This is a genomic window from Providencia sp. UF-183, from assembly GCF_058246155.1.
Genome location: NZ_JBSICD010000017.1, coordinates 56,136 through 76,107, shown reverse-complemented (window position 1 = coordinate 76,107; position 19,972 = coordinate 56,136). Strand labels below are relative to the sequence as shown.

Genomic DNA, 19,972 nt, shown 5'->3' with positions numbered 1-19,972 from the left:
ACTTAAATGTTAAAACTGCGGGGTTAATTGCAAAGGAACATCCTGCAACCGTTCAATTTGCTGCGCAAACTCAATGGATTGCTTTTGCCAAAAATCATCAGCTTGTAGCCACGAAAACGCCCGAGGAAACGCGGGGTCTTGCCAACGACGAATAATCCACCCGAGATAGTGAACCATGCGCATCGCCCTAAGCGGTTCAATCAGCTTTAGCTGTTTTACATCAAAATCAGAAAACTCATTATAAGTTTCTAATAGCGTATCTAATTGAATGACTTGCTCTTGGCGTGAACCATTAAGCAGCATCCATAAATCCTGAATCGCAGGGCCATTTCGCGCATCATCGAAATCCACCATCCACGCCTCATCACGCCACAAGATATTGCCCGGATGGCAATCCCCCTGCAGTCGCAAGGTGGATAACGTTGTTGGCCATTGCAGTTTGACCTGCGCAATCAGCTTATCTAACGATTCAATAAATGGCTCTTTGTCGCGTTCTTTCAACAACGAGCTTGATACAATAATATCGCGCGGCTTATCAAGATATTCATCCACACCCATTGTTGGACGAAATGCAAAGTTTTTGCGTTGCCCAATTTGGTGAATGCGCCCTAATAAATGCCCGACACTTTCAAGCTGAAATAAGTTATCTGTTTCATATTGCCGCCCACCGATACTCGGAAAAACAGCAAACATAAAGCCACCAAACTCCAATACCGTTTGCCCAGCAAACTCAAGAGGGGCAGCAACGGGCAACCCTTCATCATGTAACTCTAATGTAAAATCATGTTCTTCTTGAATTTGCGAGCGATTCCAACGCTCAGGCCGATAAAACTTCACCACATAACGTTGGCGATTTTCGTCTTGGAACTGGAAAACACGGTTTTCGTAACTATTGAGTTCTGTCAGCCCTGATTCTAGGTAAATCCCCGCTTCCATGAGCGCGTCTAAAATCAAATCCGGTGAAATTCCACTAAAATGGAAATTCGAGTGTTCTATTTCATCCATGATTTAGTCTTTTATGATCCCACGAGCACGCAAAATCGCTGTTTTAAAATCATCTTCATAATCTTTTTTCAGGCCGGGGATTGCATCGTTACTGTCTGTGCCACGCATTTTCAGATGATAAATCAATACATCATCCGTTAATTCAGATAAGCTGCCTTTAAAGCCCGCTTCATCAGCAAGTTTCTGCAATAATTCAACAAGGTTTAAATCTGAGTTATCTTTCCAAACAGGGTGCAGAAGCTCAATGACTTCATTTAAGCGATGGCATTTCATGTTTATTCCTTTATCACGAATATTCGATACAAGTTATCAATAATCATACAAGAGAAAAAGCGAACTGTTGTCAATCTACGTAAAGTTTAGCGCCAATACGTACGAATATTCATTGATTTTATAGCAAAATAGAATAAATTTTAGCAATTACTATACGCGAAAGTGTTTACAGGTAAGTTGAAACATTTTCTTGAAGATATTCAAGGATATTGAATATGTCATTTCGACAGTCAATTACAGGGGTCATACTGGCAGGTGGCCGGGGAACACGTATGGGTGGGCAAGATAAAGGCTTAGTTCCTTTGTTAGGTAAACCTTTATACCAATATATCCTTGCGCGCTTATCCCCCCAAGTTAACCAAGTGATGATTAATGCCAACCGCAATCAAGATGAATATTGTCAAAGCCAATTGGCGGTAATTACGGATTTAAATACGGATTTTTCAGGCCCATTAGCGGGGATGCAGGCCGCACTTCACCATGCAAAAACCGATTGGCTGTTATTCGTGCCTTGTGATGTGCCTTCGTTCCCCTTGAATTTAGCGGAAAAAATGTTCATGGAAAAGGGGCAGCATTTAGCCTGTTATGCGCAAGATGCAGAACGCGAGCACCCAACTTTCGCCCTATTACACCGCAGCCTTCGGTCACAACTTGATGATTATCTCGCCAGAGGTGATCGCAAACTGATGCTCTTTATGCAGGAAATCAATGCAAAAGGCATCATATTCTCGTCAGAAACTGGGTCATTCGCTAATTTGAATACACCAGAAGATAGCCGTAACTGGGAGTTACAACAAAAATAGCCATGAAGCAAAATACTCTACCCCTACTCGGAATTACCGCCTACAGTGGTACCGGTAAAACCACCTTATTAAAAAAAGTCATACCGTTACTTAGACAACGTAACGTAAGAGTCGGTTTAATCAAACACACTCACCATGATATGGAAGTGGATAAACCAGGCAAGGACAGCTTTGAATTACGCAAAGCAGGCGCTGACCAAACACTAGTCGCCAGTGAAAAACGCTGGGCGCTAATGACAGAAACACCCGAAGTCAAAGAGATGGACCTATATTATTTAGCGAGCCGTTTTGATCCCGCGTCTTTAGATCTGATCCTCGTTGAAGGGTTTAAACATGAGACGATCGATAAAATTGCTTTATTTCGCTCCGAGGTTGGAAAGCCACTGAATGGCCTGATCGATAACTATGTGGTCGCTGTCGCCAGCAATGAAATTATTGATACGCAAGTCCCGCAGCTCGATATCAATAACCCAGAACAAGTGGCAGATTACATTGTCTCTTGGTGGCAAAAAAGTAAATAACCCCTACACAGCGCCTATTTGCGACTCAAATAGGCGCTGCTAAATTAAAAAATAAGCAAAAATTTATGACTCGTACCCAACGCTTACTAACCTTATTACAAATTCTCAAAGAAAACCGTTATCCGATTAAGGCAGAAACGCTGGCTTCACAACTTGAGGTGAGTGTCCGTTCCATCTATCGGGATATTGAGTCTTTGCGCGACCAAGGGGCTGAAATTGTTGGGGAAGCGGGCATCGGTTACCAATTAAAAACAGGGTTGTTATTACCGCCGCTTGCCTTTGACGAAAATGAATTGGAAGCCTTAATTTTAGGGTTACGTTGGGTAAAAAGTAATGCGGATAGCGAATTAAAAAACTCTGCAATACGGGCTATCAGTAAGATTAACTCGGTGGTGGCAGGGCATTCCCAAAAAATTCTCAATCAAAATACCTTGTTTGCGCCTACAACCCATTTCTATGAAATTAATGACACCATTGCCAAAGACTTACGTTCAAGTTTGCGAGAAGAGTGTAAAGCCAAAATGACTTACCTTGATGCGCAAAACCAACCAACCGAACGAATCATTTGGCCGATTGCGATTGGCTATATGAAGGACTCCCAAGTCTTAGCGGCGTGGTGTGAATTACGAGAAAGCTACCGTCATTTTCGCTTGGATCGGATTCAATCGTACTTTGCACTTTCTGATAAACTACCGTATCCAAAGGAATATTTATTAACACGCTGGCAAAAAGAAGTGCTATGTGTGTCTCCTGACAATTTCTGACACTGCCCTCTCTTATAGTAAGCACTCAACTTCATATAAGGGAATAACCATGAGCGAACTCGTCCTGTTTACTAATTCAATGTCACGCGGCAATACTGTCGATTTATTATTAAAAATCTTAGATGTGCCTTACAAACGCATTGAGTTAGGTTATGGTGCAGACATGCATACTGCTGAATACCTCGCAATTAACCCAATGGCAAAAGTACCTGCGCTAGTTGATGGTGATACCGTTGTGACAGAAACTGCGGCGATTTGTACTTATTTAGCAGACAAGTTTATTGAAAAAGGCTTAGCACCTGCATTGAATGACCCAAAGCGTGGTGATTATTATCGCTGGTTCTTTTTTACGGCGGGCCCAATTGAATCTGCCTTTACCATCAGTAATTTAGACATTCAATTAAACGAAGAACAGCAAAAATCATCTGGTTTTGGTTCTGTTGAACGCACAATGGCTTGCTTAGAAGTCGGTTTAAACAGCGCTAAACCGTTTATTTGTGGTGAGCAATTTACGGCTGTGGATGTGTATGTCGGTGCATTTGTGATGTTTTTAGTCAGATACCAAATTATGGAAGCCACTCCAGCAATGAAAACTTACATGAAAAGTTTGTCGACTATTCCTGCAATTGCAGAGCTGCTGGAAAAATAATGTCAAAAAAAGCTAAGCTCATCAGAGCTTAGCTTTTAACTTTCGTTAACCATGCTTAACGCATCGTCACAAACTCTTCCGCTGCCGTTGGGTGGATTGCCACGGTATTATCGAAGTCTTTCTTGGTTGCGCCCATTTTTAATGCGACCGCAAAACCTTGAAGAATTTCATCCATACCGAAACCAATACCATGAATCCCGACAATTTTTTCATCTTCACCGACACAAACAAGCTTCATGCGGCAAGGCTGGCGATGAGAGGTGACCGCGGTATACATCGCTGTAAACGATGATTTATAACTTTTCACGTTATCCGCGCCGTATTTTTCAACCGCTTCTGGCTCGGTTAAACCGACAGTGCCAATGGGTGGATGAGAGAATACAACGGTTGGGATGTTGCTGTAATCTAAGTGCTCATCTGGCTTGTTATTAAATAAGCGCTCAGATAAACGACGACCAGCAGCGACTGCAACTGGCGTTAATTCCACAGCACCTGTGTTATCACCCACTGCGTAAACACCTGCAACGTTGGTGTTTTGGTATTTATCAACCTTGATGTAGCCTTTCTCGTTTAATGCAACACCCGTTGCTTCAAGATTCAGGTTATCTGTCATTGGCTCACGACCAATAGCCCAAATTAAGGCATCAACAGTTTGTTCATGGCCATTTTCTAATTTCAACGTTAATGAACCATCCGCATTTTTCACCACTTCTTTTGGCACCGACTCAGTGTGCAGTTTTGGCCCTTCGGTGTTCATCACTTCCACCAGCGTTTCGACAATCAGTGGGTCGAATGAACGCAGTGGTGCATGCTTGCGAACAAATAAATGTGCCTCAGCCCCTAAACCGTTTAACACACCCGCCAGCTCAACCGCAATATAACCTGCGCCAACCACCGCCACGCGTTTTGGTAAATCCGCCAACTCGAAGAAGCCATCAGATGTCATGCCATGCTCTGCCCCTGGAATCGCAGGGATCACAGGGCGGCCACCTGTTGCAATCAAAATATGATCTGCAGTATAAGTTTCGCCATTCACTTCAACAGTATGCGCATCGACAAAACGAGCAAAACCGCTGATCACATCCACTTTATTATTCCCTAATACGCGGTCATAGGATTGGTGAATACGATCAATATAAGCAGTACGACTCTCAATTAAGGTTTTCCAATCAAAACGGTTGATGGTTGTGTCGAAACCATAATCAGGGCCATAGTTGCGAATGGCTTCTGAAATCTGCGCCGCATGCCACATCACTTTTTTCGGTACACAGCCGACGTTAACGCATGTTCCGCCTAATGCTTTCGCCTCAATTAAGGCACATTTTTGTCCATACATCGCCGCACGGTTCATCGATGCAATACCACCGCTTCCGCCACCAATTGCAATATAGTCGTAATGTTTGCTCATAATTTGGTTATTCCCATTTATTGAATGACTTATTTGTTCATTTTCTCGCAGATCGCTATCCATTGTCATGAGATAAATAGCGATTTACGATAGGCCATACCAGTTATTTCAATTGGTATGACCTATTAATTAGGTGAATTACTCAGGCACAATCCACTCAACTAAGGTATGCCCTGTTCCTTCTGGAACCAGTGTTTTGTGCAACCATGGCAGCACATTTTTCATTTGCTGCTCGAGTTTCCAAGGCGGATTGATCACAATCATTCCTGATGCCGTCATACCACGTTGGTCACTGTCAGGACGCACCGCTAACTCAATTTGTAGAATTTTACGAATGCCTGTCGCTTCTAATTGGTTGACCATGCGCTTAATTTGCTGGCGCAATACCACTGGGTACCAAATCGCATAAGTACCCGTTGCGAAGCGTTTATACCCTTCCGCAACCGCTTTCACGACCGCTTCATAATCTGATTTCATCTCATAGGGCGGATCCATCAAAGCAAAACCACGACGGCTGTGCGGAGGTAATTTGGATTTCAACTGTTGATAGCCATCTTCCCGTGAAACTTGCGCACGCCTATCTTTCAAAAACTCACCACGTAATAAAGGATAGTCGCTGGTGTGTAATTCGGTTAATACCAGTTTATCGTGTTCGCGTAATAAAAATTTGGCTAATAACGGCGAACCCGGATAATAACGTAAACGCCCGCCGTCATTAAGGCGACGCACGATATTCATATACGGCAGTAATTCTTCAGGTAAATCCGGCTGCTCCCAAATACGTGCAATTCCGTCGAGGTATTCACCAGTTTTTTCTGCATGTTCACCCGTTAATTGATAACGACCCGCTCCTGAGTGCGTATCTAAATATAAAAACGGTTTTTCTTTCTCTTTCAGAGATTCGATGATCAAGCTCTGTACTGTGTGTTTTAACACATCAGCATGGTTGCCTGCGTGAAAGCTATGACGATAACTTAACATGTAACGTTTATTTCCTGAGGAAATTCAACACTAACCACCATTGTGGTTACTATTAAATAAATGCGTAAAAGAGCGCCTTTTTGAATAAAAAATAGGCCGTATTGATTCTTGTGCGCCATTATAGCGAAATTTGCTCATAATTGTCACAGTCATAAAATCAGTAAAATCCGCATGACCTAAATGCGATAAAACGCTATCCTAAACACAAATTTTGACACATTTAAGGGAAAAAAAATGAAAAAGTTACTCATCATCACCGCAATTTCTACTGTTTTTTTTACTAGCACTTCAGCAATGGCGGCTAAAAGCCAAAATGGCTGCGAAATAAAAAAACAAAATATCGAAGAACAAATTAAATACGCCAAACAACATGGCAACCAATATCGTGTTAATGGTTTAGAACAGGCGTTAAATAACGTAAATCGTTATTGCACACCGGAGTCTTTATACCGTGATAGCCAAAAAGATGTTGCTGAGAAAACTGAAAAAGTCCAAGAACGCGAAGCGGAATTACAAGAAGAAAAAATCAAAGGCAACGACCGCAGTAAAATCGAAAAACGTGAGCGTAAATTAGCCGAAGCGCAAGAAGAACTGAAACAAGCACAAGCAGAATTACAAACCTACAAAGACGCTCTTTAGCCTTTCTCATTTCATTATTAACCGCACTTCAATGCCTGTTTTCATTGAAAAATAGGCGTTGGAGTAAAGTTATCCCCAAATTTACGCTATAGTAATGGCAGGTTATCGTTAATAAACAGCAAATTGCTCGAAATACTGCACCAATTTAGCAGTAAAAATAAGAGGGACATCAATGTCAGATATGCAGGAAGACGAACAAAAAGAAACCAACAAACTGAAAGCGACACTGACAAAAAGCCTCGATGGCAGTAAAAAAGCCCTCACTTTCTCAATGCGTGTGGTGAATTTTATTACCGCTATCCCTTTTATTGCGCACTTAATTCGTACCGCACAGCGCTTTACTGACCGCATGGGCAACCAGTTTGGTGCCGCTATTACTTACTTCTCTTTTCTCTCGTTAATTCCAGTATTGATGTTCTCCTTTGCGGCTGCGGGTTTTGTGTTAGCCAGTAATCCCGAGCTCCTTGAGAAACTAGTGCGAGGGATCTCTGCCAATATTACTGACCCTACCCTCGCCAATACATTGGAAAGAACCATTGATACCGCAATTCGCCAGCGGACAACCGTCGGTTTAACCGGTTTGGCGTTAGCCGTGTACTCAGGGGTGAACTGGGTTAATAACTTGCGATTAGCCATTTTGGCGCAATCTAGGCCTGTTTGGGAGCGAAATGAAGATGAGCAAGAAAATATCGTTTTCCGCTACATTCGCGATTTTTTTGCTTTAATTGGCCTCTTAATTGCGTTGATTGTCACCATTACGCTGACATCCGTTGCAGGTTCAGCCCAAGCGACCATCGTCAGCACACTGGGTTTAGATGGCATTGAGTGGCTAAAACCAGCGTGGACGCTAATTGGTTTAGGCATTTCCATCACAGCGAACTTCCTGTTGTTTTTATGGATATTTTGGATCCTACCGCGCATGCAACACCGCCGCCGTTCCTTATTCAAAGGTACACTATTAGCCGCAATTGGCTTTGAAATTATTAAATCGGTAATGACATGGATTTTACCTAATTTGGCGTCATCACCGTCCGGCGCTGCATTTGGATCAGTACTGGGTCTGATGGCATTCTTCTACTTCTTTGCTCGCTTAACCTTATTTTGCGCGGCGTGGATTGCGACAGACGAACCTAAAGGTTCACAGCAAGAAGCCACACTTTAACCATTTATTCAGGGGGATTTCCCCCTGATTTCCCTGAACCAAATTATTCTTCTAATTCTTTAGCCAGTGTCTCGACAAGTTCAGCGGCTGGCATTTCACGTATCTTCGCGACATTTTGCCCTGCCCAATGAGCCGCATATTCGTCACTCCCTGCTTTTGTTGCGGCGGCATTAAGCTGCTTACCCACATCATAGGCGATTGGATAATCTGGCAATTTGCTCAGGTCATACTGTGCCCCTGTTTTAATAAACGAGTTAACAATTCCCCGAGCGGGACGCCCTGAAATTGCCGCCGTCAATGTCGTGTTATCTGCGGTTTGCTGTTTTAAATTGGCACGATACCCCGCATTGGTTGCAGATTCAGGGCATAACAAAAATGCGGTGCCAAGCTGTGCGGCTGCTGCGCCATTGTCTAATGCGGCTTTGACATCTTGGCCATTCATAATACCGCCCGTGGCGATAATAGGTAGATGGGTATGTTGTACCAATAATTTCACCAACGCTTGCGTCGTCAGTTCATCATCATCTGCCTGTACATCAAACATCCCACGGTGCCCGCCCGCTTCAATCCCCTGTGCAACTATCGCATCAATCCCTGCCTTTTCAATCGCCAGAGCTTCTTGCAGATTGGTTGCCGCCGCCATGGTGTAAATCCCCTGCGCTTTTAGCTGATTAATTACCTCAACCGATGGCACATTAAAGTGAAAACTTACTACGGGGGGCTTCATCTCAAGGAATAGCGCCAACATCTCGGGGTTATCAAGGAAGGAGAGGTAGATTTCCCCCAATTGTTCAGGTGGCTGAGCATTAAATTGGGAGAATTGTGGCGATAGATAATCCACCCACGCTTGCTCATTCGTCTGACTGCGCTTTGGCGTTAGATGGCAAAATACATTCACATTGAAAGCGTTATCCGTTAATGCTTGGGTTTGTGCAATAAGTTGGCGAGCTTGCTCAACAGAACTTGCCCCTAGCGCCAGTGAACCTAAACCACCCGCCTCTGAAACCGCAGCAGCCAATGCGGGAGTTGAGACAACCGCCATCGGTGCTTGAATGATTGGATAGCGTAAACCTAATCGCTGTAGAAATGCATTTGAGTTATTCATTATCTTTCCTTTATCTCAATGTCAGGGTACACTTTATATTCTTATTTAAAGAATAAACATAGCACAACATTCACATAAAAAGAAAATGAACTCTGAATCGCTAAAAATATTTTGCACTGTTGCCGCCGAACTCAGTATTACCCGTGCGGCAACCCGCTTAGGGCGCGTCCCATCAAATATCACCACTCGCATCCAACAGTTAGAAGCGGATTTGGGTGAGTCTCTTTTTATTCGCCAAAATAAGCGCTTGGAACTTTCTGAAGCAGGTAGGCAATTTCTCGATTATGCGCAGCGGTTGCTGGCTTTAGAAGAAGAGGCTCGCCATGTGATCAGTGGCGGCCAAGATGGGGGGCAATTGCGTATTGGGAGCATGGAAAGCACAGCCGCTTGTCGGTTGCCTTTACCGCTAGCGCAATTCCATCAACAAAACCCAACAACGCGATTATTATTACGTACAGGGTCTTCTCTATCACTCCTTGACCAAGTGCATACAGGGAAACTGGATTGCGCTTTTGTTGCCCTACCAGCTTCGCTCTATGAGCCTAGCCAGTTTTCGCAAATGGGTATCAAAACAGAGGTTATTTGGCAGGAAGAACTGCAATTACTGCTTCCTGAACATGACCAAAGTGCGAGCAATAATGCGGACATTAAGACACGTTCACTCGCCGCATTTACCCAAGGATGCAGCTATCGCAACATTGCCGAGCAGTGGCTGGGGATCCCCGCAAACTTGGATTGGAATATTCAAGAAATGAATTCATACCATGCCATGATTGCTTGTGTCACGGCAGGAAGTTGTGTCGCGCTGTTACCGAAACAGCTCATCGAATCAATGCCAATTTCATCATTACAATTAGGCCGTATTCCAATCACGACGTGTGACACACTGTTGATTTATCGTGAAAATTACCATGTCCCCGCATTTAGCGCATTTAAAGCGTGCATCACATCTTTGCATAATGGGTAAGATGGGAAATTCCCAATTGACCGTCTGATGAGGACTTTTGATGACAAACGTAGCCCAACAACTGGAAAGCTTATCCTGCGGGGTGGTTCTCTATTACCATAATCAACTGAAAAATAGTGTTGGTACGTTTTGCGCCAGAGGTGCATCACTGGATAACGCCCCGCTTACTGTCGATACGCCATTACGCATTGCCAGTAACAGCAAAACCTTTACCGCTGCGGCAATTTTGCGTTTAGCTGAAATGGGCAAAATTAATATTGATGAGGCAATCTCCAATCTGATTGACCCACAATATAACGTATTGCTGAGCACAAAATATGATACCCAGCAAATTACCGTTCGCCATTTGCTCAACCACAGTAGTGGGTTACTTGACCACGCGGATGCGGATTACCTCAAAGAGGTGATTAAGCGCCCAGATTACCAATGGAGCCGCCTTGAGCAGGTTGAGATGTATGTGCGCAAACAATTCCCTTTCATCCCCCCTTCTGAGTCCTTTATTTATTCAGATACTGGGTACATTTTACTCGGCGATATTATTGAGCGAATAACGGGTCAATCCCTTGGGCAAGCTGTTAGGGAGTTGCTCAAATTTGATAAAATCGGCCTAGAAAGTGCTTACTGGGAATATTTAGAACAACCACCGCAAAGTGCAGCGCCACGGGCAAAACAATACCTCGGTAAGTTCGAAGGGACACATATTCACGCCTCTATGGATGTTTATGGTGGTGGCGGGTTGATTATGTCCTCAAAACAAATGGCTCAATTTTTAGAGGCCTTATTTGAAGAAAAAATTTTTGCATCACCTAAAACACTTGAAACCATGCTAAGCGTAGGCTCCCATGAAGGTGCCGAGAGCTATCGCTTGGGTATTATGGTAAGTGAAGTTAACGGTATCACCCTTTATTCACATTTAGGTTTTTGGGGATCTGTCGCCTACTATTCACCAGCAACTAAAACCAGCGCTGCTGGCTTTGTGGATGATAAAGACTCAAGAGCCACATTGACTAGCGTGATCGAAACGCTATTCACTGAACAATAATTGGCGGGAAACAAGATAGCCTATGCATTTACACAGGCTATCTTTTTGTCGATTATTGAGCTGCTGGTGTTGCAGGTGCAACCTCAGTTGACTCTGGCGTTGCAGGGATTTGCGGCCAAAGGACTTTATTGAATTTCTGGCGAATTTGCTCTGCATCCATGGTTTGCTTATCTTTAGGCTGTGCGAGAACAAAAGCGGCCTCTTGGGACAACAAACGTCGCGCTTCCATATTCACTTGGTCAAGGCTTTGTGCTGCTAAGAAAGCCTGTCTTAAGCGTTGATATTGCTCTGGTGCGATATCCACAACGCCATTTTGCTGGGAAATCAAACGTTGGCTAATCAACACGTCAGTACTGGTGCGTGCATACGCGGCAAATAACTGGGACAACTGCACCTGTTTTTCTTTGATCATCTCATCAAACAATTCAGGGGCGATTCCATTTTGATTAATCGCAGCAAGCTCGCTAGCCACAAGGTCTGTAACTGCTGCCATCTTTTCTGGTGCTGCCGTTACTGTCAGCGTACACGTGGCCTTTTGGTATTGCACTCGGCAATCTAAGCCCGGAACGACCTCATCTTGATTGAATTTTTGGTTAAATGATTTTTGCAATGTACGGTAAACCGCTTCACGCGCTAAATCACTTGCCCAGTAACGTAATAAAACGTTTGAATCATTAATTGGTAACCAATCGATATCCCAAATTAAGGACAGCGTATCTTGCGTAGGTTGGTCTTGCAAAATATCAATAGACTGCGGTTTAACGGTAGACAACACCGCGACAGAAACAGGTTCTGAACGTCTGCCTTGCAGCCCTGAGAACGTTTGTGAGATTGTATCGGACAGCATCCGTGAATCCACGTGCCCTGCTACATATAGCGTCATCACATCTGGGGTATACCATTTTTGGTAAAAATCATTCACACCGGCAAGATCAACATTTCCATTTGGCTTCTGGCCTGGGTCATAGCCCATCATGGCAGATCCTTTCAAACGCGCACGCCAAACTGGATCATTTGCATTTAATGGCAGCGTTGCAACAGGCACATTTTGTGCTTCTAGCCCATTGTGCAACGCAGTTTCAGTGTATGTTGCACCTGCCACTGACGTCGACAGCCAACTCAGCGCCTGTTTAATTAAATCAGGGCGGTTGTTTGGTAAACTTAAGCTGTAAATCGTGTAGTCATAAGAGACCACGGCAGGGGGAATAGGCATATCAGGGTCAGTTGCCTGACGCCAAAATTCTTGTAAAGTAGCGGCTGGAAATGCTTCTGTTTGGTGAAACAACGCCATTTTAGGGATTAAATAGCTATAGCCTTTTTCGCTCGCTTTTTCGGATAATGAACCTGTTTTGATGGCTAACCTGAGCTGAATACGGTCATTCGGACGCTGTGGTGTTTGTAATAATTGCCAGCTAAAGCCATTTTCTAGCTTTCCTTGCTGCCATGCTGGATCGGGTTGCAACGGTTCAGCTTGCGCGAATTGCGCCACTGACAGTAATACAACACTGATAATATACCGAACTTTCAAGCCCTGCATGTAAACCCCTATGTGTTTTATATCTTTATATTTAACCGCAAATTACGACGAATAAATTAACGAAAAACGTGAACTTACTGGGTTAAACGATACCGTATGGCTTTATCCAATCTGTCATTGTCACCACTCTAACGATATTAGACCATAAAGCTGAGAGCATGTTCATGGCTTAGTCTGAATTTTGTTGTTTTCTTTGACGATTATAACCTTTTGCCAATAAACCGAGCTCATCATCGTGATGGTAGTGAGATACTGCCACCTGATTAACGGATTCGTTCGTCTGTAATTCAATGGCTATTTTACGCAATGGCCTCACAATCATCCTGCTGACACACCATGTCATCCCAATTGCAATAATGAGCACCAACAACAAATAGGTGGTCGTCATAAGAGCAAGGGTATTTAATGCAAACCGATAAACACGGTTTGAATCGACCTGTAACGTTAAATAGCCTTGAGGCTTAGCCTGTAGCGCAACATTACCATAGGCATATAATGGCACGGTCATTTCCACAGGAATACCCACAATATACTCTGCCCATTCAGGTATCGGCTTCGGCGTCGCAAAACTTAAATTCATAACAGTTGCGTTATCAACCGTGACAATCGCTTTACCCATAATGCCGGAGGTTTTTAAGCTCACAAGCAACCTTTTCGCTTCGTTAAGATCTGAGCTTAGCAGAGAATCTGTTAATGGTTTTTGAATTTGTATAACAGCATTACTGAGCTGATCTAAGTAGTCTTGCTTACGCTGCTCTAGTAAGTAACTGAATTGAATAGCTAAAAAAAGCGCAAGTGAGAGTAATGTAATCGCAAAAAATGCAACCATACTTTTTAATGTTAGTGAGCGTTGGACTCGTGTGTTCATTTGGCCACAACCTTCCTAATCAAGCCGCTTTTTAATAAGAACGAAAAACATCTGTCAGTATACTTGATTTTATCTGCAAAAGAGCAATTTAAAAAGAAAGATTGGATATTTAGGATAAGCGATAGTCTGAAGAGAATTAAACACTAACTCCACAAATAAAATGGCAGAAAGAGAGACTTTCTGCCATTCAAAAGGTTAACTTACAACAACTGTTTGTTTTTCGTCTTCATCGACCGCAAAACATGCGACAAGCTGTTGGTCATACTCTTTCAGCGTAGGCTGAAATTGCGTACATTGGCCAAATGCACGGCGGCAGCGTGCAGCAAAAGCACAGCCTGGTGGCGGGTTCAACGGGCTTGGTAATTCCCCCGTTAATTTAATCCGTTCACGGCGTGAATCTGGATTCAGCCTCGGCGTTGCTGAAAGCAATGCTTGTGTATAAGGATGCAGAGGATTGTTAAAAATCTGCTCTTTCGTCCCTTTTTCAACACAACGCCCCAAATACATCACCATGACCTCATCCGCAATGTGCTCTACCACCGATAAGTCATGGGAAATAAACACATAAGACAAACCTAAATCCTGTTGCAAGTCCATCATTAGGTTTAATACTTGCGCACGCACAGAAACATCCAGTGCAGAGACAGGTTCATCAGCCACCACAATATCAGGGTCAAGCATCAAGCCACGTGCGATTGCAATACGTTGGCGCTGGCCACCGGAAAACATATGTGGATAACGGCTATAATGCTCTGTTTTCAAACCGACTTTAGCCATCATCGATAATACTTTTTCTTTCCGCTCTTCTTTCGAAAGCGATGTATTAATCACTAATGGCTCTTCCAAAATTTGCCCCACTTTTTTACGTGGATTCAAAGACCCATACGGGTTTTGGAAAACAATTTGAATTTTTTGGCGGCGTAGCTTTTCAGCCACTTTATTTTTAACTAACAAGTTTTGATCTTGGTAATACAACTCGCCATCTGAAGGTTGCTCAATCATCGTTAGCAAACGACCTAATGTGGATTTACCACAACCCGACTCACCCACAACGGCTAATGTTTTGCCCCTTTCAAGTTCAAATGAAACACCATCCAGTGCTTTTAGTGTTTTTTCTGCACCAAACACACCTTTTTTAACGGAATAGTACTTTTTCAAGTCCACGGCTTTTAGCAGTGGCGCTGCATGTTTGTCACTCATAGTGTTGGCCTCCCCATATCATCCAGCGGCATATGGCATTTAACTTGGCGATCACCAACGGTCTGTAACATTGGCTCTTCTTGGCGGCATTTCTCTGTAGCGTACGGGCAACGGGGATTGAGCAAGCAACCTGTTGGCCTGTCATATTTGCCGGGAACCACGCCGGGGAGTGAAGCTAAACGTGATTTATTCATCGCAAATTCAGGGAGCGCACGTAATAGCGCTTGCGTATAAGGGTGACGAGGGTGTTTAAAAATATCACTCGCTTTTGCTGATTCAACCACTTGCCCTGCATACATCACGATAATGTGGTGAGCCGCTTCCGCAACTAACGCGAGGTCATGAGTGATAAGTACGAGAGCCATATTTTCTTGTTGCTGTAATTCCAACAATAATTCAATAATTTGAGCCTGAATAGTCACATCCAGCGCAGTTGTCGGCTCATCCGCAATCAACAATTTAGGGCGGCATGCAATCGCCATCGCAATCATTACCCGTTGGCTCATCCCACCTGATAGCTGGTGCGGGTATACATCCAAACGCGACTCGGGATCAGGAATGCCCACCATATCAAGTAGGTCAATCGCACGCTGCTTACGGGTGCCTTTGTTGCCACCTTGGTGGACCTTAAGCGCTTCCATAATTTGATAACCCACCGTAAAGCACGGGTTCAAACTGGTCATCGGGTCTTGGAAAATCATCGCAACATCGGCACCAACAATTTGCCGACGCTCTTTTTCAGGGATAGACAATAAATCGCGACCATCGAACTTTAATGAGTCCGCCATCACTTTTCCGGGATAGTCAATTAACCCCATAATGGCTAAGGAACTCACCGATTTTCCTGAACCTGATTCACCGACGATACCGACGACTTGGCCTTTTTCAACGCTATAGCTGATACGGTCAACAGCGCGAAACGGTGCTTTTTCGTCGCCGAAATGTACCGAAAGTTGTTCTACATTTAACAGTGCCATTAGATTACCTCATCACTGCTTGAGTTTTGGATCAAATGCATCACGTAAACCATCGCCCATCAGGTTAAACGCTAATACAGTTAATAAAATTGCTAATCCCGGGAACGTCACAACCCACCATGCGCTCTGTGCAAACTGCAACACATCAGACAGCATTGTTCCCCACTCTGGCGTTGGAGGCTGAGCCCCCATGCCGAGGAAACCCAAAGCAGCCATATCTAAAATAGCATTCGAAAACCCTAACGATGCCTGAACAATCAGAGGCGCTAAGCAGTTAGGTAAAATATTGACAAACATCTGGCGAATAGCCCCTGCACCCGCAACACGCGAAGCCGTCACGTAATCGCGGTTCACTTCAACCAACACCGCCGCTCGCGTCAAACGGATATAGTGAGGCAATGCCACGAATGTCAGTGCAATAGATGCATTCACAATGGATGGGCCAAAAATGGCCACCAGCACTAAGGCTAATAGCAGGCTTGGCAACGCCAACATGATATCGACAACACGCATGATCAGCGCATCAACGACACCACCGAAATAACCTGCAATTACACCAATTGTTACCCCCATGATCAGCGAAAGCACGACCACAAGACAGCCTACTAACAGGGATAAACGTGCGCCATACATCAAGCGGGATAATAAATCACGCCCAACGTCATCGGTGCCTAAAATAAATTGCCACGTTCCGCCCTCTTGCCAAACTGGTGGCGCAAGTAAAAAGTCGCGGAATTGTTCATCTGGGGCGTGAGGAGCAAGAACTCCTGCAAAAATTGCGATTAGCACCATCAGGACGATATAAAACATCCCAGCAACGGCCCCTTTGTTGCGTTTAAAATAGTGCCAAAATTCTTGTAACGGCGTCATCGGCTGCGGGGCGCTGACAACGGTTGGCTCAGTAGATTGAGACATTTAGCGCTCCTTATTTCTTATGACGAATTCTTGGGTTTACAATGCCGTACAGCACGTCGACCACTAAGTTAACGAAGATAATCAATGTGGCGACAAGCAACACACCACCTTGAACCACAGGGTAATCACGGCGTTGCAGCCCTTCGATTAACCAACGTCCCAGACCTGGCCATGAGAATATAGTTTCGGTCAAAATTGCACCCGCTAACATAACCCCAACCTGTAAGCCAATGACCGTGACAACCGGTAACAAGGCGTTACGCAGTGCGTGAATCAAGATAACGCGCGCACGACCTAAACCTTTTGCTCTCGCAGTACGAATGTAGTCTTCACCTAATACTTCCAGCATTGACGAACGCGTCATTCGCACAATCACCGCTAATGGGATCGTCCCCAGTACAATGGATGGCAAGATAAGGTGTTCTAACGCATCGATAAAATCGCCGCTCTCACCCCAAATTAGGGTATCAATAAGCATAAAACCCGTGAGTGGCTGAGAATCATCAAGGAATACCGTGTCACTCACCCGCCCTGCAACAGGCGTTAGGTCAAGCTGTACCGACACTAACATGATGAGCATGATCCCCCACCAGAAGATTGGCATTGAGTAACCCGTTAAGGAAAGGCCAATGGCGGTGTGATCAAAAATCGACCCACGCTTAACTGCGGCTAAAACCCCGACAGGGATCCCCACCGAAATCGCAAAAATCATGGCGCAGGTGGCTAATTCAACGGTCGCTAAAAAGCGTGGGACAAATTCTTCCCAAACACCAATACGACTTTTCAGGGAAATCCCTAAATCGCCATGAAATATGCCATTGATATAATGTAGATATTGTTTCCAAAGTGGCTGATCGAGCCCTAATTCAGCCATTAAATAGGCGTGTCTCTCAGGGGATAACCCTCTTTCGCCCGCCATGATCATGACAGGATCGCCTGGGATCATGTGAACAAAAGCAAATGTGAGTAATGTAATACCGATAAACGTGGGGATCACAAGCCCCAATCGTCGGAGGATAAATTGCAGCATATCCTGAATCTCTTTAATAATGCCGTTGACGGCTCTTAGTCCGTTTGGCTACTCAGAAAATTTCTTTTCCGGGTGCTCACAAACAACTGAACTTCTCTGCTTCTTTAAAGAAGAAAACGCCCTTCGTTCCAAACCAGCAACGAAGGGCATAGACAGATTAGATGCGATTACTTCTCGATGTCGACGTTTTCGAAGTGGTGTTTACCTAGTGGATCAACCACATAGCCTTTCACTTCTTTACGCACTGGTTCAAACACGGTTGAGTGAGCAATGATCAGCGCTGGCGCTTGATCATGCATGACGACTTGTGCTTGTTTGTACAGTTCAACACGTTTGTTATGATCTGCCGTCATACGAGCAGGCTGGATCAGGTTTTCAAAGCTTTCGTTACACCATTTGGAGTAGTTAGAGCCTTGTTTTTTCGCAGCGCAGCTAAATAATGTGGCAAAGAAGTTGTCTGGGTCCCCATTATCACCCGTCCAACCCATCATGACCGTTTGTGGCTCACCGTCTTTAGCACGCTTGAGGTATTCACCCCACTCATAGCTAACAACTTTTGATTTCACACCAATTTTTGACCAGTCTGCTTGGATCATTTCTGCCATGCGACGTGCATTTGGGTTATATGGGCGTTGAACTGGCATCGCCCACAGGTCAATTTCAAAACCATTCGGGAAGCCTGCTTCTGCTAACAATGCTTTGGCTTTTTCAGGATTATATTCGTAATCCTTCACTGCATCGTTGTAGCCCCACATGGTTGGTGGGATCAGGTTTTTCGCTTTTTGGCCTGCGCCTTGGTAAACCGCTTCGATGATTGCATCTTTGTTCACGGCCATTGACAGTGCTTGGCGAACTTTTTGGTTATCCAGTGGTTTTTTCTCTACGTTATAAGAGAGATAACCCACGTTCAGACCCGGCTGCTCTAACAAGGTAATGTCTTTATCTTGTTTCATGCGCTCTAAGTCAGCTGGGTTTGGATACGGCATGACTTGGCATTCATTTTTTTGCAGCTTCGCATAACGCACAGACGCATCAGGCGTGATTGAGAACACTAAACGCTCAAGTTTTGGCTTAGTTCCCCAATATTGGTCATTAGCTTTGTACAGAATACGGGAGTCTTTTTGGTACTGTTGCAGAACAAAAGGACCTGTACCGATAGGGTTTAAGTCAACTTTTTCTGGTGTACCCGCTTTCAACATTTGGTCAGCATATTCCGCAGACAGGATGGAAGCGAAGTCCATTGCCATATCCGCTAAGAATGGTGATTCTGGGCGAGTCAGTGTAATTTTCACAGTGTTATCATCGACTTTCTCAACTTTGTCGATAATTTTATCCATGTCCATCCCCATGAAGTATTCATAGCTACCGCCAGACACTTTATGGTATGGGTGGTTTGCATCTTTTTGACGCATGAAAGTGTAAATTACGTCATCCGCATTAAGGTCGCGGGTTGGTTTAAATTCTTTGTTTGAGTGCCATTTCACGCCTTTGCGCAGGTGGAAGGTATACACTTTACCGTCATCACTCACTTCCCAGCTTTCAGCTAAGCCTGGCTCAATCTCAGTTGTGCCTAATTTAAACTCGACTAAACGGTTATACAGTGGAATTGAGCTTGCATCGTATGTTGTGCCCGACGTAAATAATTGAGGGTTAAAGCCTTCTGGCGAACCTTCTGAACAGTATACTAATGTTTTAGCTTGTACTGATGCCGACACCGCTAATGCTGCGAGCGTTAATCCTACGGAAAGTAGACCTGTTTTTTTAATAGAGCGCATCTGTATGCTCCTGTGGTGTTCATGTTGTTTTTGCTCGATGACTAACCCCGTCATTAAAATGACAGAAGTAGTATCTGTATTTTTTGTTATTCATTGAGCAATTAATCAACTGTCACCCACTTCGTCAATAGTCACATTGACGTAGAACATACAAATCTCGTAACATATTAGAAACAATTAGCATGCTAACTTAGGCTAAAATATCAATGAGCAGAGCAATTAGTAGGCGTTATAACCATATTGTTAGTGTTGATTAGTGTTTTATGCTTAGATTATTTATTTTTATATTTGTGATTAAGTGCTGAATTACTGAACGAATATAGCGTTTTATCCAACGGCTGCTGAAATAAA

Annotated in this window: 20 protein-coding genes; 8 read left to right on the top strand and 12 right to left on the bottom strand. The window is 44.1% G+C overall.

Translation table 11 applies throughout. From position 1 onward, the window contains the following. Positions 1-9 precede the first annotated feature (9 nt). On the bottom strand, positions 10-1,005 hold the full coding sequence (locus tag AC4IFT_RS15720) for a serine/threonine protein kinase (RefSeq protein WP_490751824.1): 996 nt from the start codon (positions 1,003-1,005) through the stop codon (positions 10-12). A 3-nt stretch (positions 1,006-1,008) separates the two neighbouring features. Further along, the gene (locus AC4IFT_RS15715) at positions 1,009-1,278 is read right to left on the bottom strand and encodes a YihD family protein (protein WP_353244004.1); all 270 of its coding nucleotides are present in this window, start codon (positions 1,276-1,278) and stop codon (positions 1,009-1,011) included. Positions 1,279-1,493: 215 nt separating this feature from the next. On the opposite strand from AC4IFT_RS15715, the gene mobA reads away from it, so the two are divergent. The 4 genes from mobA to AC4IFT_RS15695 all read left to right on the top strand — a co-directional run bounded on the left by mobA (position 1,494) and on the right by AC4IFT_RS15695 (position 4,015). Continuing rightward, entirely contained in the window at positions 1,494-2,081 is a 588-nt protein-coding gene (mobA, locus tag AC4IFT_RS15710) for a molybdenum cofactor guanylyltransferase MobA (protein ID WP_490751822.1), read from the top strand. 2 nt (positions 2,082-2,083) lie between these two features. Further along, positions 2,084-2,602, top strand: coding sequence for a molybdopterin-guanine dinucleotide biosynthesis protein MobB (gene mobB, locus AC4IFT_RS15705; protein ID WP_490735286.1), 519 nt, complete (start codon positions 2,084-2,086; stop codon positions 2,600-2,602). 65 nt (positions 2,603-2,667) lie between these two features. After that, positions 2,668-3,366 (top strand): helix-turn-helix transcriptional regulator, encoded by a 699-nt coding sequence (locus AC4IFT_RS15700; protein ID WP_490751820.1) that lies wholly within the window; start codon positions 2,668-2,670, stop codon positions 3,364-3,366. 49 nt (positions 3,367-3,415) lie between these two features. Further along, positions 3,416-4,015 carry a glutathione S-transferase family protein gene (locus AC4IFT_RS15695; protein WP_490735290.1) on the top strand — a complete coding sequence of 200 codons (600 nt, stop codon included), beginning with the start codon at positions 3,416-3,418 and terminating at the stop codon, positions 4,013-4,015. A gap of 55 nt (positions 4,016-4,070) precedes the next feature. Here the strand turns inward: AC4IFT_RS15695 and gorA are convergent, their stop codons facing one another. Then, positions 4,071-5,423, bottom strand: a complete 1,353-nt coding sequence (gorA, locus tag AC4IFT_RS15690; protein ID WP_490751818.1) for a glutathione-disulfide reductase — start codon at positions 5,421-5,423, stop codon at positions 4,071-4,073. A gap of 138 nt (positions 5,424-5,561) precedes the next feature. Next, positions 5,562-6,404: a 23S rRNA (adenine(2030)-N(6))-methyltransferase RlmJ gene (locus tag AC4IFT_RS15685; RefSeq protein WP_206084834.1), complete on the bottom strand. Its 843-nt coding sequence runs from the start codon at positions 6,402-6,404 to the stop codon at positions 5,562-5,564. Positions 6,405-6,638: 234 nt separating this feature from the next. Between AC4IFT_RS15685 and AC4IFT_RS15680 the strand changes: the two genes are divergently transcribed. After that, positions 6,639-7,043 (top strand): DUF1090 family protein, encoded by a 405-nt coding sequence (locus tag AC4IFT_RS15680; RefSeq protein WP_490751816.1) that lies wholly within the window; start codon positions 6,639-6,641, stop codon positions 7,041-7,043. A 172-nt stretch (positions 7,044-7,215) separates the two neighbouring features. Continuing rightward, complete coding sequence (gene yhjD / locus AC4IFT_RS15675) at positions 7,216-8,205, top strand: inner membrane protein YhjD (protein WP_490735297.1); 990 nt, start codon at positions 7,216-7,218, stop codon at positions 8,203-8,205. 43 nt (positions 8,206-8,248) lie between these two features. Here the strand turns inward: yhjD and AC4IFT_RS15670 are convergent, their stop codons facing one another. Next, positions 8,249-9,310 (bottom strand): NAD(P)H-dependent flavin oxidoreductase, encoded by a 1,062-nt coding sequence (locus tag AC4IFT_RS15670; protein ID WP_490751814.1) that lies wholly within the window; start codon positions 9,308-9,310, stop codon positions 8,249-8,251. 85 nt (positions 9,311-9,395) lie between these two features. Between AC4IFT_RS15670 and AC4IFT_RS15665 the strand changes: the two genes are divergently transcribed. Both AC4IFT_RS15665 and AC4IFT_RS15660 read left to right on the top strand, forming a co-directional pair. Continuing rightward, positions 9,396-10,277 carry a LysR family transcriptional regulator gene (locus tag AC4IFT_RS15665; protein WP_490751813.1) on the top strand — a complete coding sequence of 294 codons (882 nt, stop codon included), beginning with the start codon at positions 9,396-9,398 and terminating at the stop codon, positions 10,275-10,277. A 40-nt stretch (positions 10,278-10,317) separates the two neighbouring features. After that, positions 10,318-11,319 (top strand): serine hydrolase domain-containing protein, encoded by a 1,002-nt coding sequence (locus AC4IFT_RS15660; RefSeq protein ID WP_490751812.1) that lies wholly within the window; start codon positions 10,318-10,320, stop codon positions 11,317-11,319. Between the two features lie 52 nt (positions 11,320-11,371). Here the strand turns inward: AC4IFT_RS15660 and AC4IFT_RS15655 are convergent, their stop codons facing one another. The 7 genes from AC4IFT_RS15655 to dppA all read right to left on the bottom strand — a co-directional run bounded on the left by AC4IFT_RS15655 (position 11,372) and on the right by dppA (position 19,621). Further along, the gene (locus tag AC4IFT_RS15655) at positions 11,372-12,856 is read right to left on the bottom strand and encodes a M16 family metallopeptidase (RefSeq protein WP_490751810.1); all 1,485 of its coding nucleotides are present in this window, start codon (positions 12,854-12,856) and stop codon (positions 11,372-11,374) included. A gap of 169 nt (positions 12,857-13,025) precedes the next feature. Beyond that, positions 13,026-13,724 carry a HAMP domain-containing protein gene (locus AC4IFT_RS15650; protein WP_490751809.1) on the bottom strand — a complete coding sequence of 233 codons (699 nt, stop codon included), beginning with the start codon at positions 13,722-13,724 and terminating at the stop codon, positions 13,026-13,028. A gap of 195 nt (positions 13,725-13,919) precedes the next feature. After that, positions 13,920-14,924 (bottom strand): dipeptide ABC transporter ATP-binding subunit DppF, encoded by a 1,005-nt coding sequence (gene dppF, locus AC4IFT_RS15645; RefSeq protein ID WP_490751807.1) that lies wholly within the window; start codon positions 14,922-14,924, stop codon positions 13,920-13,922. Next, positions 14,921-15,901, bottom strand: coding sequence for a dipeptide ABC transporter ATP-binding protein (gene dppD, locus AC4IFT_RS15640; RefSeq protein ID WP_490751805.1), 981 nt, complete (start codon positions 15,899-15,901; stop codon positions 14,921-14,923). The genes dppF and dppD overlap by 4 nt, the downstream gene beginning before the upstream one ends. Before the next feature lie 12 nt (positions 15,902-15,913). Next, the gene (dppC, locus tag AC4IFT_RS15635; RefSeq protein WP_219245414.1) at positions 15,914-16,816 is read right to left on the bottom strand and encodes a dipeptide ABC transporter permease DppC; all 903 of its coding nucleotides are present in this window, start codon (positions 16,814-16,816) and stop codon (positions 15,914-15,916) included. Positions 16,817-16,826: 10 nt separating this feature from the next. Then, positions 16,827-17,846: a dipeptide ABC transporter permease DppB gene (gene dppB, locus AC4IFT_RS15630; protein ID WP_219245413.1), complete on the bottom strand. Its 1,020-nt coding sequence runs from the start codon at positions 17,844-17,846 to the stop codon at positions 16,827-16,829. 167 nt (positions 17,847-18,013) lie between these two features. Next, a complete protein-coding gene (dppA, locus tag AC4IFT_RS15625) occupies positions 18,014-19,621 on the bottom strand; it encodes a dipeptide ABC transporter periplasmic-binding protein DppA (protein ID WP_219245412.1) in 1,608 nt (535 codons plus the stop codon). Positions 19,622-19,972: the final 351 nt, after the last annotated feature.